Below are 14,254 nucleotides of genomic sequence, written 5' to 3' on the forward strand. Positions count from 1 at the left end.
CGGGAATCGGGAATCGGGAATCGGGAGCAGGGGACAGTAGACAAAAATTGAAGCTGGATCGCAAAAAAAAATTTTCTGATCTACTTGCAAATCCAGACTAGATTTGTTAGCCTTAATAAGGCGTCAAAAAAAGCAAGCCGGGATAGCTCAGCTGGTAGAGCAGAGGACTGAAAATCCTCGTGTCGGCGGTTCAAGTCCGCCTCCTGGCATACAATATGAAACCACTTGGGAGCAAGCCTTTTATTGTTGATACATCAATTTAGTGTCTTGCTTTAGGCTGAAACAAACCAGATAATGCTAAAGATTTTTAGCAGAAATCACCTCATTTAGCAGGACGTACCACACGAATTAGTTTGCCTTGTAAAGTTTCCTCTGCTTTTACAGCTTCATCTATCCGTTCTGCAAACTGTTCCCAATTACGATTATTGGTACAAACAACAATGCCGAAATGGTCAGAGTTTCGGCGATGCAAGCGGATAAAATCATCTCTGTTGATAGTCAAAACCGAGCGTTCTTGGCTAATGGCAAATGCGAGTACTTCATTATCAGGTGTACCTCTATCTGCATTACCTGCTTCTTGGACAGTCAGAACATCATGCCCCAAAGTGCGTAATAATTCAACAACAGGAAAAGGGAACTGCTCATCTGCGTAAAAACGTGCCATCTACTAGGCTACCTCATTGCGCTCAATGGCTATTTCGATTTCATCGGGGTGAGCTTTTGCGTATACCCAAGCATTGGCTAAATCAGCAGCTGTAATTGTTGGATAACTTGTTAAAAGGTCACCATCACTGTATCCAATACGACGAGCTTCTACAAGTAACCAGACGGGAATACGAGTATTGGCAATACAAGCTTCCCCCCCACAAACTCTAGGGTTTTTCTCAATTCCTTGCCAATTGTTTGTGAGACTTTGAGCAAGTAACTGAATAACCTGCACTTTTTCACTAGGGCTAAGGGCAAGAAGTTGTTGCTCTAACTCTTTAAGTACCACGGATATCAATCCTTTGATGCGCGGGAAAGCTATATTTATAATTTTACCAGAAATCGGGAATCGGGAATCGGGAATCGGGAATCGGGAATCGGGAATCGGGGCAAAATCTTGTGTGGCTGATAGCTGATAGCTTAAATAGATTTCAATCCCACCAATAGCAAACAACAACCGCATCCCGATCACGTTGAATATCGTCTCCCCATAATGCTCCTTCATATCGATATCTCAATCGGCGTTTGAGTCGGTAACTGTACTCTTCATTGGTGCCATCAGTTACCTCTACCGAGTCAGCTCGCCATTTTTTACCCAAATCGATTAGTTGGGAAACTTTTGTATATTGATTTTCTGCAAGTATGCATAGCAGTCGAAGTCTGGGTTTTAGCTTATTTCGTCGCCCCCCCAGTTATAAAGCTGTGAATTAGCCATAGACGACCAGCACATCAATCAATTAATCTATGCATTTATATCTTAGATCTTAGCTTTGTTCGCATAAATTCTAAAACAGTTTCTTCCCTAGAAATAATATCAACCTGACCTTCCATTCCTAATCGTATAGTACAAGTTCTAGTACCAGAATATAACTTAAGGTTTTCTGGTTGAATAGATATTTCATAACTGGAGTTAGCGACAGAAAAATTATCGGTTTGAGACCGATAATTTTTCGTATCGGGGGAAATAGCAATAACCCTACCCATGAGAGTCCCAAAATCCGAATATGGACAGGCAGAAACCCGCATTTGTGATGTTTGCCCAATTTCTACTTTGTCTATATCTTGAGAAGCTACAAAAGCTTTAATTTCTAAAGAAGAATTAATGGGAGCGATGGTAGCAATATTATCTCCTGGGTGCACTACCTGTCCTCGATTGCGTAAATTGAGAACTAGAATTGTTCCAGAGATAGGAGAGCGAATCAAAGTATTATTTAATTCGGTAGAAATTTGCTTTAATTGTTCTTGGTAGTTATTAATTTGATTCACTATTTCAGTTTGGCGTTCTCTCAACTGTTTTTGTTCTCTATCTAACCTAGCTAAAGTTGCCTTTCCTCTAGCTTTTTCTTGAGCTATTTTTTCTCGTGCTATTTCCACTTCTCCTGAACTAATATTAATACTAGCCTGGGCTTGTTTAAGTCTGGCATGGGAGCTTTTTAAAGCTGCTTCTTTTTCTTTGAGTTGTAGTCGAGATAATATTCCATTTTTCACTAAACCTTGATAGCGATTTACCTCTTCTTGGGCTAATTCCAATGCTGCTTGGGCTTCTATAAATCTAGCTTTGGCTATAATTAATTGTTCTTGGTAAAGATTTTTTTGATGGGTTAATTGAACTTGAGCCGAGGTAAGATTCCGCCGTTGTAAATCCTGTTCTGCTGATACTTGTTCTTCTAGGGAAACAATTTGGTTATTTAGTTGAATGAGTTGTTGTTTTACTTGTTCAAGATTACCTATAAGTTGCTGTTTTTTACTTTGAAGATTAATATCATCGATACGGGTAATTAAATCCCCTGCCTGAACTGGTTGGTTTTCTGCTACTAAAATATCCGCTATTTTTCCTTCTAGGGGAGATTGAATAATTGGCAATTCTCCTATCGGTCTAATTCTAGCGGGTGCTTTAACCGTAACCTTATATTGGAGTTTACTTGATAGGGCGATCGCTCCGATAAAAATACTCAAACAAGCTAACCCTGAAATAACTAGCCACTTTTGAATCGAAGGTAAAAATTGATTGGGATTAGCCAGGGGAAGATTACTAGGTGAGGTATCTTGTTTAGTGGTAGTCATCTTTTACTGCTCAAGGATTAAAAAACTGTAAATGTTCTCCTTTTAATTCCTGTAAATATTGAGTATTTCCTTCCAATTTCAATTGTCCTTTTTCTAGAAAAATAATCCAATTCGCGCGCATAATAACCCTGGGGCGATGGCTAATCATAATCGTAGTTTTTCCTTGGCGATAAAAGAGCAGTTTATCTAAAACTTTCCCTTCTAAAACCGGATCTAGTGCCCCCGTAGATTCATCTAAAATTAATACTGGAGGATTATTAACTATTGCCCTAGCCAAGGCTAATCTTTGTCGTTGTCCCCCAGAAATATTAGCACCAAATTCCCCTAAAACTGTCTGATATTTATCCGGTAATTCTTTCACAAATTCGTCCGCATAAACAATTTTACAGGCAGTAACGATTTGTTCAAAACTAGCACTTGGATAACTGAAACGAAAGTTATCTAGAATGGAACGGCTCCAAAAGTGGGGTTCTTGGGGTACTAAAACCACTTGTTGACGTAAACTTTCTAAGGCTAAATCCTGTTGATTAAAAATGCCATAACTAATATTTCCAGACTGTACCTGATATAGGGAAGCAATTAGTTTAGCTAAAGTACTTTTACCACAACCAGATTGACCAATTATGGCAGTAACTTTTCCCCCTGGAATGGTGACGGAAAAATCCTTAAGTAAATCAACTCTTCCCCCGTGGTGGAAGTTCAGTTTCCTGCAAATAATATCACCATATTCAGGAATTTTTACCCAAGCTTTTTTAGTGTCTTCCTCTTCTTCTGGGGTACTATCAATAACTTCCGTTAATCTTTGCATAGCCGTTTTAGCACGGGCAAATTCATCCACGAAGTTAACCACAGAACCAATGAAAGCGGTGAAGTTACCGTTCATACTATTAAATGCCAGTAGTTGACCGATGGTTAATACTTTATCAATAACTAAAGTGCTGCCAAACCAAAGTATCGCAATACTACCTAACCCAGAAGCTAAACGGGAAAAAATACCATTGAGAATAGAAATCTGAATCGTACTAAAGGTGAGATTGGCCAAACTACCAAATCTCTCTTGGAATTCTTCCCAGGCTTGGTTTTTAGCATTGGTGCTTTTGAGGGTTAATGCTCCTTTAAAAGTCTCCACTAACATCCCCTGGTTTTCTGCTGCGGTAACTAACAAAGCACGGCTTTTTTGTTGTAGGGTAGACAAAAAAAGCAACGGTGAAACACTCATCATTACCGCTACTAAGATAGCAACTATGGTCAGTTTACCACTGTAATATACCATTAAACCAAAGGAAACCACCGCGATAAAAAATCTGCTGGGAAAACCAATAACTACCTGGGATACTAGTTGGTTTATTTCTCGAATATCCCGCAGGCGACTAACAATTTCTCCACTGCGACGGGATTCATAATAATTCAGGGGTAAACTGAGGATTTGCCGACAAAACTCTAGCACCAATCCTAATTCCAATCTTTGGGAAAAATGGGCGATTAAATTAGCTTGAATGAAGCGCAAAAAACTACTAAAAAGATTCATCGCCGTTACCCCTATTGCCACCGTAGTGAGTAATTGATTATCCCCCCTCACTAACACATCGTCGGTGAGAATTTGCAACAAAAACGGGAAAGCTAAAGCTAATAAACCTATTACCAGGTTGAGCAGAATTACCTCAATTAAAATCAGGCGATAGGGCAATACCCGCTGGAGAAAACGTCCTATTCCTGCTGCCTTTTCCTCCGGCTGTTGGTAGAAACGGTTTTCATCGGGAGTAAGTAATAACATCACCCTATTTGCCCAGGCTGCGGTTAATTCCCCATGGTTGAGATAACGAACCCCCACAGCAGGATCGGCAATTACGTATTTTCTCAGCTTTTTTCCGTATAAAACTACCCAGTGGTTCCCTTGCCAATGAATGATTGCTGGCAGGGGTGCTTTATCGAGATGTTCTAATAATTCCGGGGAGGCTTTCACTTGACGGGTATTAAATCCCAGGGTTTCTGCTCCCCGTCGTAATCCAAGTAAGGTAGTACCCAATTGTCTTGTGCCTGCTGCCTCTCGAATCCGAATCAGGGAAAATCTCCGTCCGTAGTATCGAGAAACAGTTGCCAGACAAGCAGCGCCACAGTCTTCTTCACTGTGCTGAAGGACAATTGGGTAGTTCATTAATAGTTAATTATCAATTTCGCAATCTATTGCTTTAGGTTAAAATTTGGCGTTGCTGAATTAAGGAATGGTAAGCATTCAGCCGTCAGATGTAAGCTGTCAGCCTAATGCTTAAAATAAACCTCAGGAGAATTTAATAGTTCGAGATTAATCAGAGTTGAAAGTCTGAGGAAAATCCCATCTAAGCATATGCCTTACGCGCACGCTAAGCGAACAGTAGTTATGGGTCAGCCGTTGGCCATAGGCCTTTGGCTGATAGCTGAGGGCTGATAGCTGAGGGCTGATAACTGAGGGCTGATAGCTGAATGCTTACAAGGAATGAATGCGCGATCATCTGGTTTTATTAAAGCCCCCGTTTGTCCCCCGAGCGAGCAATCCCTCGGGGGACTTTGAGAGTTTTTCCCCCCAAGCGAGCAATCCCTCGCTTGGGGGGCTAGGGGGGCGAAACCATACTGAGTATCAGCAACGCCTAAAATTTAGCCGTGGTGAGTATGACCGCCACCTTGAGCATTCTGTCGAGGGCTATTTCCAGAAGGATTTGCAGCATCATTAAAGTTATGGTGATCTGCAGCAGTGTCGCCATCGTTAGGATTTACGTGGTTGTTTCCTAGTCCATGCCATTCGTCAACAAAATCTGGTACTTGGTCGTTAGGATCGTTACCGTTATTACCACCAGCGATTTGTTCCGCTTGTTGTTCGGAAATGTCCAAAAATAGGCCGTTTAAATCGAATTTCATAATTGAACCATCCTGTCGTTGAAATTTGCCGGAATTTTACCTCGTCCAAATATAACATCATCAGAGGATGTTTGACAAATGATGACAGGTCAAATTTTAGCTGGGGGGGTGACATTCAAGATTAAATCCTTACTGGGTAATAATTTTAGCCCATAAGTTACTTAAGAATCGCGCAGTAATAAGTTTCCCATTTCTGCATACTATAGCAACCGAAGTATAGTTTAGGACAGAGTATCTTGGTTGAAAGGGAGCAGGGAGCAGAAATATGTCTTAAGCTTTAATTTAACTGCTATATTGGTTAAGCTTTACTTTTCAGGCTATGGCTTACCTGACAAAAATCATCGGGTGAACCTAACAGCTCACCCGAAAACTCAGCTAAGCTAAACTAAAACTAATCTACTTGAGGGTTCCCGCTGGAATACCCAAAATATCTTCAATCTTGGGCATTTCTTCGATAGGAATCACCCGTCCTTCATCTTCAAATCCAGCGATTTGATCAAAATTCAAATACTGATACAAATCACTAGCAAAGGGATTAATTTTCTCGGCTACAATTGACTGATACTCTTCAGCACTGGGAATCCGACCTAATAAGGCACAAGCTGCTGCTAATTCAGCAGAACCCAAGTATACTTGGGCACCTTTACCCATACGATTATTAAAATTACGAGTAGAGGTGGAGAATACGGTGGCTTTATCAGCAACCCGAGCTTGATTTCCCATGCATAGGGAACATCCAGGCATTTCAGTCCGGGCACCAGCTATGCCAAAGATACCGTAAACCCCTTCTTCTTTGAGTTGTTTCTCATCCATCCGGGTAGGGGGACAAATCCACAACCGAGTGCTAACAGGGGGTTCCCCTTCTAGGACTTTGGCTGCAGCACGGTAGTGTCCAATATTGGTCATGCAAGACCCAATGAATACTTCATCGATGCGATCGCTTGCGACTTCAGACAACAATTTCACATTATCTGGGTCATTGGGAGCAGCCACAATCGGCTCGGTGATTTCATTCAAGTCAATCTCGATAATTTCAGCATATTCTGCATCCTTGTCGGCTTCCATCAGTACGGGATTTGCCAACCATTCTTCCATCTTGGCCACTCGACGCATGATCGTACGGGCATCTTGATAGCCTCGCCCTACCATATTTTTCAGTAGGGCGATATTGGAACGCAAATACTCAGATACTGTTTCTACTCCGAGCTTAATGGTACAGCCAGAACAAGACCGTTCCGCACTAGCGTCAGTAAGTTCAAAGGCTTGCTCAACTTTCAAATCGGGCAATCCTTCTATTTCCATAATCCGTCCCGAGAAGACATTTTTCTTATTGGTCTTCTCTACTGTCAGCAATCCTTTTTGAATAGCTACATAGGGAATAGCATTGACAATATCCCGCAAGGTTACCCCTGGCTGCAATTCACCCTTGAACCGCACTAACACAGATTCGGGCATATCTAAGGGCATGACTCCCAAAGCAGCACCAAAGGCCACTAATCCGGAACCGGCGGGGAAGGAAATGCCTAGGGGGAAACGGGTGTGAGAGTCTCCACCAGTGCCTACGGTATCAGGTAATAACATCCGGTTCAACCAAGAGTGGATAATGCCATCCCCAGGACGCAAGGCTACACCAGCACGAGAGGCAAAGAAGTCGGGCAATTTTTTATGGACTTTGACATCAACGGGCTTGGGATAAGCAGCAGTATGGCAGAAGCTTTGCATGACTAAGTCCGCACTGAAACCAAGACAAGCCAGTTCTTTCAATTCATCCCTAGTCATGGGTCCTGTGGTATCTTGGGAACCAACTGTAGTCATGATCGGTTCGCAAGAGCTACCTGGACGAACACCGGGTAAGCCACAGGCTTTACCGACCATTTTCTGGGCTAAGGTGAAGCCTTTGCCTGTATCTTCTGGCATGGTTGGACGGGCAAACAGGGGACTCGGTTCTAATCCCAAGGCTTCCCGGGTTTTATCCGTAAGCGATCGCCCAATCAGTAACGGAATCCGTCCACCAGCACGGACTTCATCGAGGATGGTATCGGGTTTGAGGGTAAAGGTGGAAATAACTTCCCCAGCTTGGTTAGTGATTTCACCCTTGTAGGGATGGATGGTAATCACATCCCCAGTTTCCATTGTTGAAACATCGCACTCAATGGGCAATGCACCAGAATCTTCAGCCGTGTTGAAGAAGATCGGGGCAATTTTGCCACCTAAGATATATCCCCCAGCCCGTTTATTAGGAACATAGGGGATATCTTCACCAATATGCCAAAGTAAGGAATTAATTGCCGATTTCCGGGATGAACCAGTACCAACAACATCCCCAACATAAGCCACAGGGTACCCATTTTCTTTTAATTTAGCAATAGTTTCTAAACCCGACTCTATCCGAGATTCCAACATGGCCAAGGCGTGTAACGGAATATCTGGGCGAGTGGTGGCGTGAGTGGCGGGGGATAAGTCATCGGTATTGGTTTCTCCAGGTACCTTAAATACAGTTACAGTAACTGCTTCGGGGAGTTTGGGACGCCCGATGAACCACGCAGCATTGGCCCAAGCATCGATGACTTGCTTGGCGTAAGGATTGACATCGGAAATTTCTAGAACATCATTGAACGCATCAAAGACAAGTAATGTCTTACTTAGGGCAGTAGCGGCTTCGGCTGCTAAGGTGATGTGATCAGACTGGAGTAACTCAACCAAGGATTGGACATTGTAGCCTCCGACCATAGTACCCAAGAGGTCTACAGCACCCTGGGGGTAAATCAGAGGACTAGTGAGTTCTGCTTTTGCGATCGCAGTTAAAAACCCGGCTTTGACATAAGCTGCTTCATCAACTCCAGGGGGAATGCGATCGCGTAACATAGCCATTAATGCTTCTTCTTCCCCAGCTGGTGGATTTTGCAGCAGTTCACAAAGTTGGGATGTTTGCTCAGCACTTAGGGGTAGGGGAGGAATTCCTTGAGCTCCCCGTTCAGCTAGGTGTTCACGATAAGATTTCAGCATGATAGATTTACCTGTGCGCGGGCTTCATGTATGACCAATAATAATAGGTTTCAAGAATCCCCGCGTCTAATGACCGGGGAGTGTCAAATTTGTTACAAATATTGCCCTACCAGAGTGTCGCAAGTCATCAAAGCATGAAAAATCAAAGCATCAAAAAAGCGATCGCTGTGGATCGCTCTGTCTTGTGTTAGAGAGTTGTGGATACGTGAAAAAGTTTGAATAAGGTTTGGTCAATCTATATCGCAATGGCTGGGGTTGGCGATAATCCCAAACTGACTCGTCACCAGACTTGTGAGAGTATCTGTGTTAACTCACTAGATAGGTTGCATCTGCTTTGACTCCTCTTCTAGAAGCCTGACCAGATTCTGATCACCGTTAGCTTTAGCTACCTCTAGACGATGTTCCAAAGTTTGGCGCATAGTAGCCAGATGCGCTTTTCTGCTCTCATTCAAGACTTTTTGCAGCCGGTGGCGAGCAATCGATGTCTTTGCAGCCACAGTAGAAATCGATTTAGCCACTGGTTGAGAATTAGTTACTGGTTCACAATTAGTTACAGTTGGATTACCAGTGCAGTAAGAAACACCACGCCATTTCAGATGATTTACTGGTGGGGGTTCAGGCATGTGTCTGGGATAGTGAACTCTCCAATTCTGAGCCCGATAAGTGCCACCAATTTCACCCTCTCTCACTTCTAGTAAAGAGGGTTCAGCGTCGTAACTTACACCACGATACCTAAGTTTCATATCTATTACCCCTCCGATTGACTAATAATAATATCAGACCACTTTTTTCAATAGTCTTGAGTGCTTTTAATGTAAGCTAACAGCTGACAGCTGAAGGCTGTTAGCTTAAAATCCGATGTTGCTTAATAATGGAATGGTTTGAAGAGTTTTGTGGAATAAGCATCTTGCCCCTTCCACCAAGATGGCCATTCCACCCACCAGGTCAAACAGCTTTAGTGAAAAATTTAAAATTGAAAGTCTGGGGAAAAGCCCATCAGCTGATAGCTGATAGCTCAATGCTTACCTCAGCACTTTTTGACTCAAACAAAACTAGTGATACTAATAGCTACCCTCTTTTATAGGTAACACCACGATAGGTCATGTTAGCGGGTGATTTACGCCAAGGATTATGCTTAATTCGGTGAACTTTCCAGCTATGACCCCGGTAAGTGCCACCAATTTCACCTTCAGATACTTCTAGGGTAGATGGTTCACTTTGATAACTGACACCTCGGTAAGAAAGTTTCATTGCTCGAATACCTCCGATTGGATTGCTTAATCGAATTACTTAATGGAATTGCTTAATAAGTTGCTTGGCCAGGAATTGTTTAATAAGTTGGTTGGCCAGGTGAGGAATTCTGTCTAAGGGTTAGGCAAGCTTGCCCTAGGTATCACTTTCTTGGGTTCTCTACGGCTTATCTACTTCAGGATATCTGAGTGGAGAGCCACTGATCCGACAGAGACCTCAATGCTTATTCAATTCCAATTTTTATTTCTGTATCTATTTTGACACTTTTTTCTACAAAAGTCAAATGTTAAGAAAAAAAAACAAATCAGATCCTTTCCGATGGTTAAGGTTATACACTCTAGGCTCTAGGCTCTAGATTTTAGGCATGAGGCTCTAAACATCTAGACTAAGGGGATTTTGACAAAGTTTGCTAAGTCTTCCGAAAGCAAAGAAGCCTTCAACTACGCCTCTTGTCCCTAATACTCAAGAATTAATACCTAAGAATTAATACCTAAGAATTAATACCTAAAACTTAATATTTCTAAAACTTAATCGTCCTAAAACTTAATATTTAAAACTGTAAACATATGCGCTACGGGCACGCTACGCGAACAGCAGTCAGCCTTTAGCTGATAGCTGATAGCTGATAGCTGATAGCTGATAGCTGATAGCTGATGGCTGATAGCTGATAGCTGATAGCTGATAGCTGATAGCTGATGGCTGATAGCTGATAGCTGATAGCTTACCTAAAACTTAATACCTAAGACTTAATACCTAGGCGACCGGACTGGATATAGCACTACGCGCTACTGTTAGGACATTGTCTTGATGCCGTCGCTCATGGGGGAAACCACGGCAGTCGCTCATGGTTTGAAGTTACCGTAAGACAGTTGAGCCTTAATCAATAAGTTTTAACCCTTTTTTGCATAACCTACCAACCATAAAGGCTCAACTGTCTAAGGTTTCGTCTCCGGGGGACCCCCAAGACCGCGCTGCCTCCCCAAGACCGCGCTGCCTCCCCAAGACCGCGCTGCATCGCTCCTAAACTCCGAAACGTAAGTCATAGCTTACTTTTAGGTGCGACCCGTGGCGAATTTAATTCGCCTACGGAAAGCGCACCTTTGACTTCTGACTTCTAACTTCTGACGCTAAGCGTAGCGCTATATCAGGGAGTGGGGAATCCTCAAGAGTACCCCCAAGGGTACTTTTATAGCCCCTCAGAGAGATAAAACTGGATTTGTGAAGAGATTGCTTGTATCTATACTCACGAAACCTTGGAGAACTTCTATGATTAGGTGCATCAAACAACCCACTTCCTCAGTGCTCAAGGTGTTTTTACTGGGCTGCTCATTGCTACTGCTGCCCTGTAGTCCTGCCTTAGCTCAAGGGTGTACTCAAGCAGAGATTAAGACTAATATCGCCAAATTCGACGATATAGACAACACAACCGCTAAACAAGCAATAGTCGAATGTGGTTCAAAATCTGTCTATTTACTGATTGAAGCCCTGAAGACGGATAAATCTGCTGCAGTTCGGGAGGGAGCTGCTGTTGCTCTGTGGAGTATGGGAGAGGAAGCGTATCAAGCTGTCCCTGGGTTGATTAAAGCCCTAAGGAACGATGACTCGGCGACAGTTCGTTCCAAAGCTGCTTCTGCTCTGGGATTGATGGGAGAAGCATCTTATGAAGCTATCCCTGATCTGATTGATGCACTTAAGGATAAATCTGCTGAAGTTCGTGCCAATGGTGCTTATGCTCTAGGCAACTTAGGCAAGAAAGCCAATAAGGCTGTACCTCACCTAATTGAAGCCTTGAGGAATGATAAATCTGCTGAGGTTCGTGCTAACGCTGCTTATGCCCTAGGGAATAAAAAAGAGGCAGCCAAGTCAGCTGTACCTTACCTGATTGAAGCCCTAAAGGATGAAACATCCTTGTTGGTTCGCATAACTAGCGTCAATGCCCTAGAGCAGATTGCCGAGAAAACCAAAGATGTTGCTCCCCAGCTGATTGAGCGACTCAGGAAGGATAAATCTATCCTGATCCGGATTCGCGCTACCGAGGTACTAGGGGAAATTGGAGAGCCAGCTAAGGATGCTTTGCCTCTATTAATTGAGTTGCTTAAGGATAGCTCAGTCTATGTTCGTTATTATGCTGCCTCTGCTTTAGGAAAGATGGGAACGGAAGGGATTCAGGCTGTGCCTAACCTAATAGAAGTCTTGTTGACAGATGAATCGATCGATGTTCACGATTCCGCCGCCTCTGCCCTTGTCGAAATTGCTTCTAAGCTTGGTAAACAGAAGAAGCAGCTCACCAAAGTGCAATTGGAACAATCGATACTGGAATTTGAAACAGTTATCCAAAGGCTAGAGCAAGACACGGAGAAAATTTTCCAGGATAGATGGATAGAAAGCGTTCGTGGTGGTCTTTATGATCTCCAGGAAGAACAGGACTCTCGTAGTTATCAGAAAATTTTTAGGGAAGGGGTGATTATCTGGCTAACTCATATGCTATTTTGGTTGGGACTGATACTGCTTTATCCCAAATCCCCCCAAGTCCAAGCTATCTTCTTTTGGAATCCCTGGGTGCGGAAGTTTTTTGGACTGGGGTATGTGGGCATAGCCCTAACTTGGATTCCCTTTCTACGCTCCAAGTTATTTGCGCCCTTCCAGGAATCCTTGCTGTCAGATGCGGATTTAGAAAACTTTGATGAGCAAGCTTACTTTCCTAACTTGGAAGTCGAGCGGAAGGGAAAAAATATAACCCAACCCATTCAAGAAGCAATACCAGATCTGGAATTACCCATTGTCCTGGAAGGAGAATCAGGATTAGGGAAATCCATGTTTCTACGCCACTTAGTGAAATCATCTAAGCGAATCATCGTCTATTTACCTGCAGAGAAATGCGCTAATGGCGTGATCGAAGCGATTCAAGCAAAACTTCATGGATTCGCCCAAGACTCTGGTTTCTTGCGAGACCTGATTTACAGTGATGCCATTGATATCTGTATTGATGGACTCAATGAAGTCACTCCAGACACACGAGCCTTGATTACCAGTTTTGTGGAAAGTTACTTCAAGGGCAATATTATCATAGGGACCCAATCCATGGAGTGGCAGACCCCCTCTTGCGCTACGACCTATGTACTGCAACCATTGAAACCTAAGCAGATTGAGAAATTTTTACTATCGCGCTATAAAATTATGCCCCCAGATGCTCCCATCTCGGGTATAAAGTACAAACAAGCCTGCGAAAAGTATATTGACACCGTTTTACCTCAGTACCAATCAGAAGAAGAACAGAGAACTGTGCGTCGGATGCTGTCCAACCCGATGGACCTGACCATAGTGGCTCAGATGATAGCCCATGGGCAGAAACCAGACTTGCTGAATTTGCAGCAACAGCAGTATCAATATATGGCTCAGGAGTATGAACAACTCTATCTCAGACAATTTCCCCTAGAGGCATTTGCTGAGACAGTTTACCAGATGCGCTTGCAAGATGAGGTAGCGATACCAGCTGACAAATGGTTTGAAGAACTGATTTGCATGGAACGCCACAAAATGGTATTTTGCCGTCTATTTGTTGACCATGCAGGCAATGATCGAAAAGAATGGTATTTCCGCCACGACAAAATCCAGGACTTTTTCATCGTGCAGACGTTCCTAGGTGAAGGAAATGATTTGCCAAACAAGCATATCAGTGACCCTAGGTTTCGCGGCGTGTACTTCCTCTTGGCAACCTTACTGCCTTGGGATGCTGCTTGGCGCTTGCGGGAAACCTTAATTCAATACGCAGCGAATACTAAAGACCATACAGTTAGTGATAACTTTGTTCAACTGTTGTTGTCCCGACAAGCAGCATGAAGGCTTGAAGGTTGAAGGTTGTTGGTCAGAATGCAGAATGAAGAATGAAGAATGAAGAATGAAGAATGAAGAATGAAGAATGAAGAATGTAGAATGTAGAATGTAGAATGTAGAAGGCAGAAGGCAGAATGTAGAATTCTAAATTCTAAATTCTCAATTCTAAATTCTCAATTCTCAATTCTAAATTCTCAATTCTCAATTCTCAATTCTCAATTCTCAATTCTCAATTCTCAATTCTCAATTCTCAATTCTCAATTCTCAATTCTCAATTCTGCATTCTAAATTCTAAATTCTAAGAAGCCTGAAGGTTAAGGGTCAACAGCGACTAGAATTTCCAGGCTAGTGGCACTACTGCTTGACTGGACCTATGCTGCTGATAAAAGCCGAGTACTCTCTGGACATAGTCAGCAGTTGCGCCACTGTTGCAGCCAGAGGGTTTTCCTGTCATCCACCAACAGGCGGTACGGCGAACAGCAATCATTTCATTGTTGCCACT

General features: G+C 43.0%; 9 protein-coding genes, 1 tRNA gene and 1 pseudogene. 2 read left to right on the forward strand and 9 right to left on the reverse strand.

Going from position 1 to position 14,254, the window contains the following annotated elements; genetic code table 11:
- The first annotated feature begins 136 nt into the window (after positions 1 to 136).
- Positions 137 to 209 (forward strand) — tRNA-Phe (locus tag F6K38_RS18955).
- Positions 210 to 322: 113 nt separating this feature from the next.
- On the opposite strand, the gene F6K38_RS18960 is transcribed toward F6K38_RS18955, so the two are convergent.
- The 9 genes and pseudogenes from F6K38_RS18960 to F6K38_RS19000 form a co-directional block, all read right to left on the reverse strand.
- Entirely contained in the window at positions 323 to 664 is a 342-nt protein-coding gene (locus F6K38_RS18960) for a DUF5615 family PIN-like protein (protein ID WP_287357141.1), read from the reverse strand.
- A 3-nt stretch (positions 665 to 667) separates the two neighbouring features.
- Entirely contained in the window at positions 668 to 994 is a 327-nt protein-coding gene (locus F6K38_RS18965; RefSeq protein WP_287249695.1) for a DUF433 domain-containing protein, read from the reverse strand.
- Positions 995 to 1,136: 142 nt separating this feature from the next.
- Positions 1,137 to 1,355: pseudogene (locus F6K38_RS18970) on the reverse strand (hypothetical protein); the annotation flags it as partial.
- A 100-nt stretch (positions 1,356 to 1,455) separates the two neighbouring features.
- Positions 1,456 to 2,769, reverse strand: a complete 1,314-nt coding sequence (locus F6K38_RS18975; protein ID WP_287357142.1) for an HlyD family secretion protein — start codon at positions 2,767 to 2,769, stop codon at positions 1,456 to 1,458.
- Positions 2,770 to 2,779: 10 nt separating this feature from the next.
- The gene (locus tag F6K38_RS18980; RefSeq protein ID WP_287249672.1) at positions 2,780 to 4,924 is read right to left on the reverse strand and encodes a peptidase domain-containing ABC transporter; all 2,145 of its coding nucleotides are present in this window, start codon (positions 4,922 to 4,924) and stop codon (positions 2,780 to 2,782) included.
- A gap of 476 nt (positions 4,925 to 5,400) precedes the next feature.
- The gene (locus F6K38_RS18985; RefSeq protein ID WP_287249674.1) at positions 5,401 to 5,661 is read right to left on the reverse strand and encodes a hypothetical protein; all 261 of its coding nucleotides are present in this window, start codon (positions 5,659 to 5,661) and stop codon (positions 5,401 to 5,403) included.
- Between the two features lie 396 nt (positions 5,662 to 6,057).
- Positions 6,058 to 8,667, reverse strand: coding sequence for a bifunctional aconitate hydratase 2/2-methylisocitrate dehydratase (acnB, locus tag F6K38_RS18990; RefSeq protein ID WP_287249676.1), 2,610 nt, complete (start codon positions 8,665 to 8,667; stop codon positions 6,058 to 6,060).
- A gap of 314 nt (positions 8,668 to 8,981) precedes the next feature.
- Positions 8,982 to 9,410, reverse strand: a complete 429-nt coding sequence (gene pirA, locus F6K38_RS18995; RefSeq protein ID WP_287249677.1) for an arginine synthesis PII-interacting regulator PirA — start codon at positions 9,408 to 9,410, stop codon at positions 8,982 to 8,984.
- 325 nt (positions 9,411 to 9,735) lie between these two features.
- Entirely contained in the window at positions 9,736 to 9,918 is a 183-nt protein-coding gene (locus F6K38_RS19000; RefSeq protein ID WP_008187474.1) for a DUF4278 domain-containing protein, read from the reverse strand.
- Between the two features lie 1,266 nt (positions 9,919 to 11,184).
- On the opposite strand from F6K38_RS19000, the gene F6K38_RS19005 reads away from it, so the two are divergent.
- Positions 11,185 to 13,758 (forward strand): HEAT repeat domain-containing protein, encoded by a 2,574-nt coding sequence (locus F6K38_RS19005; protein WP_287249680.1) that lies wholly within the window; start codon positions 11,185 to 11,187, stop codon positions 13,756 to 13,758.
- The last annotated feature ends 496 nt before the right edge of the window (positions 13,759 to 14,254 follow it).

Source organism: Moorena sp. SIO3B2, from assembly GCF_010692525.1.
In the GTDB taxonomy this organism is placed as follows: domain Bacteria; phylum Cyanobacteriota; class Cyanobacteriia; order Cyanobacteriales; family Coleofasciculaceae; genus Moorena; species Moorena producens.

Bases quoted from the DNA above. Each gene is read 5' to 3' on its own strand.
- F6K38_RS19000 (WP_008187474.1), bottom strand. From the start codon at position 9,918: ATGAAACTTTCTTACCGAGGTGTCAGTTATCAAAGTGAACCATCTACC.
- acnB (WP_287249676.1), bottom strand. From the start codon at position 8,667: ATGCTGAAATCTTATCGTGAACACCTAGCTGAACGGGGAGCTCAAGGA.
- F6K38_RS18975 (WP_287357142.1), bottom strand. From the start codon at position 2,769: ATGACTACCACTAAACAAGATACCTCACCTAGTAATCTTCCCCTGGCT.
- F6K38_RS18960 (WP_287357141.1), bottom strand. From the start codon at position 664: ATGGCACGTTTTTACGCAGATGAGCAGTTCCCTTTTCCTGTTGTTGAA.
- F6K38_RS18985 (WP_287249674.1), bottom strand. From the start codon at position 5,661: ATGAAATTCGATTTAAACGGCCTATTTTTGGACATTTCCGAACAACAA.
- pirA (WP_287249677.1), bottom strand. From the start codon at position 9,410: ATGAAACTTAGGTATCGTGGTGTAAGTTACGACGCTGAACCCTCTTTA.
- F6K38_RS18980 (WP_287249672.1), bottom strand. From the start codon at position 4,924: ATGAACTACCCAATTGTCCTTCAGCACAGTGAAGAAGACTGTGGCGCT.
- F6K38_RS19005 (WP_287249680.1), top strand. From the start codon at position 11,185: ATGATTAGGTGCATCAAACAACCCACTTCCTCAGTGCTCAAGGTGTTT.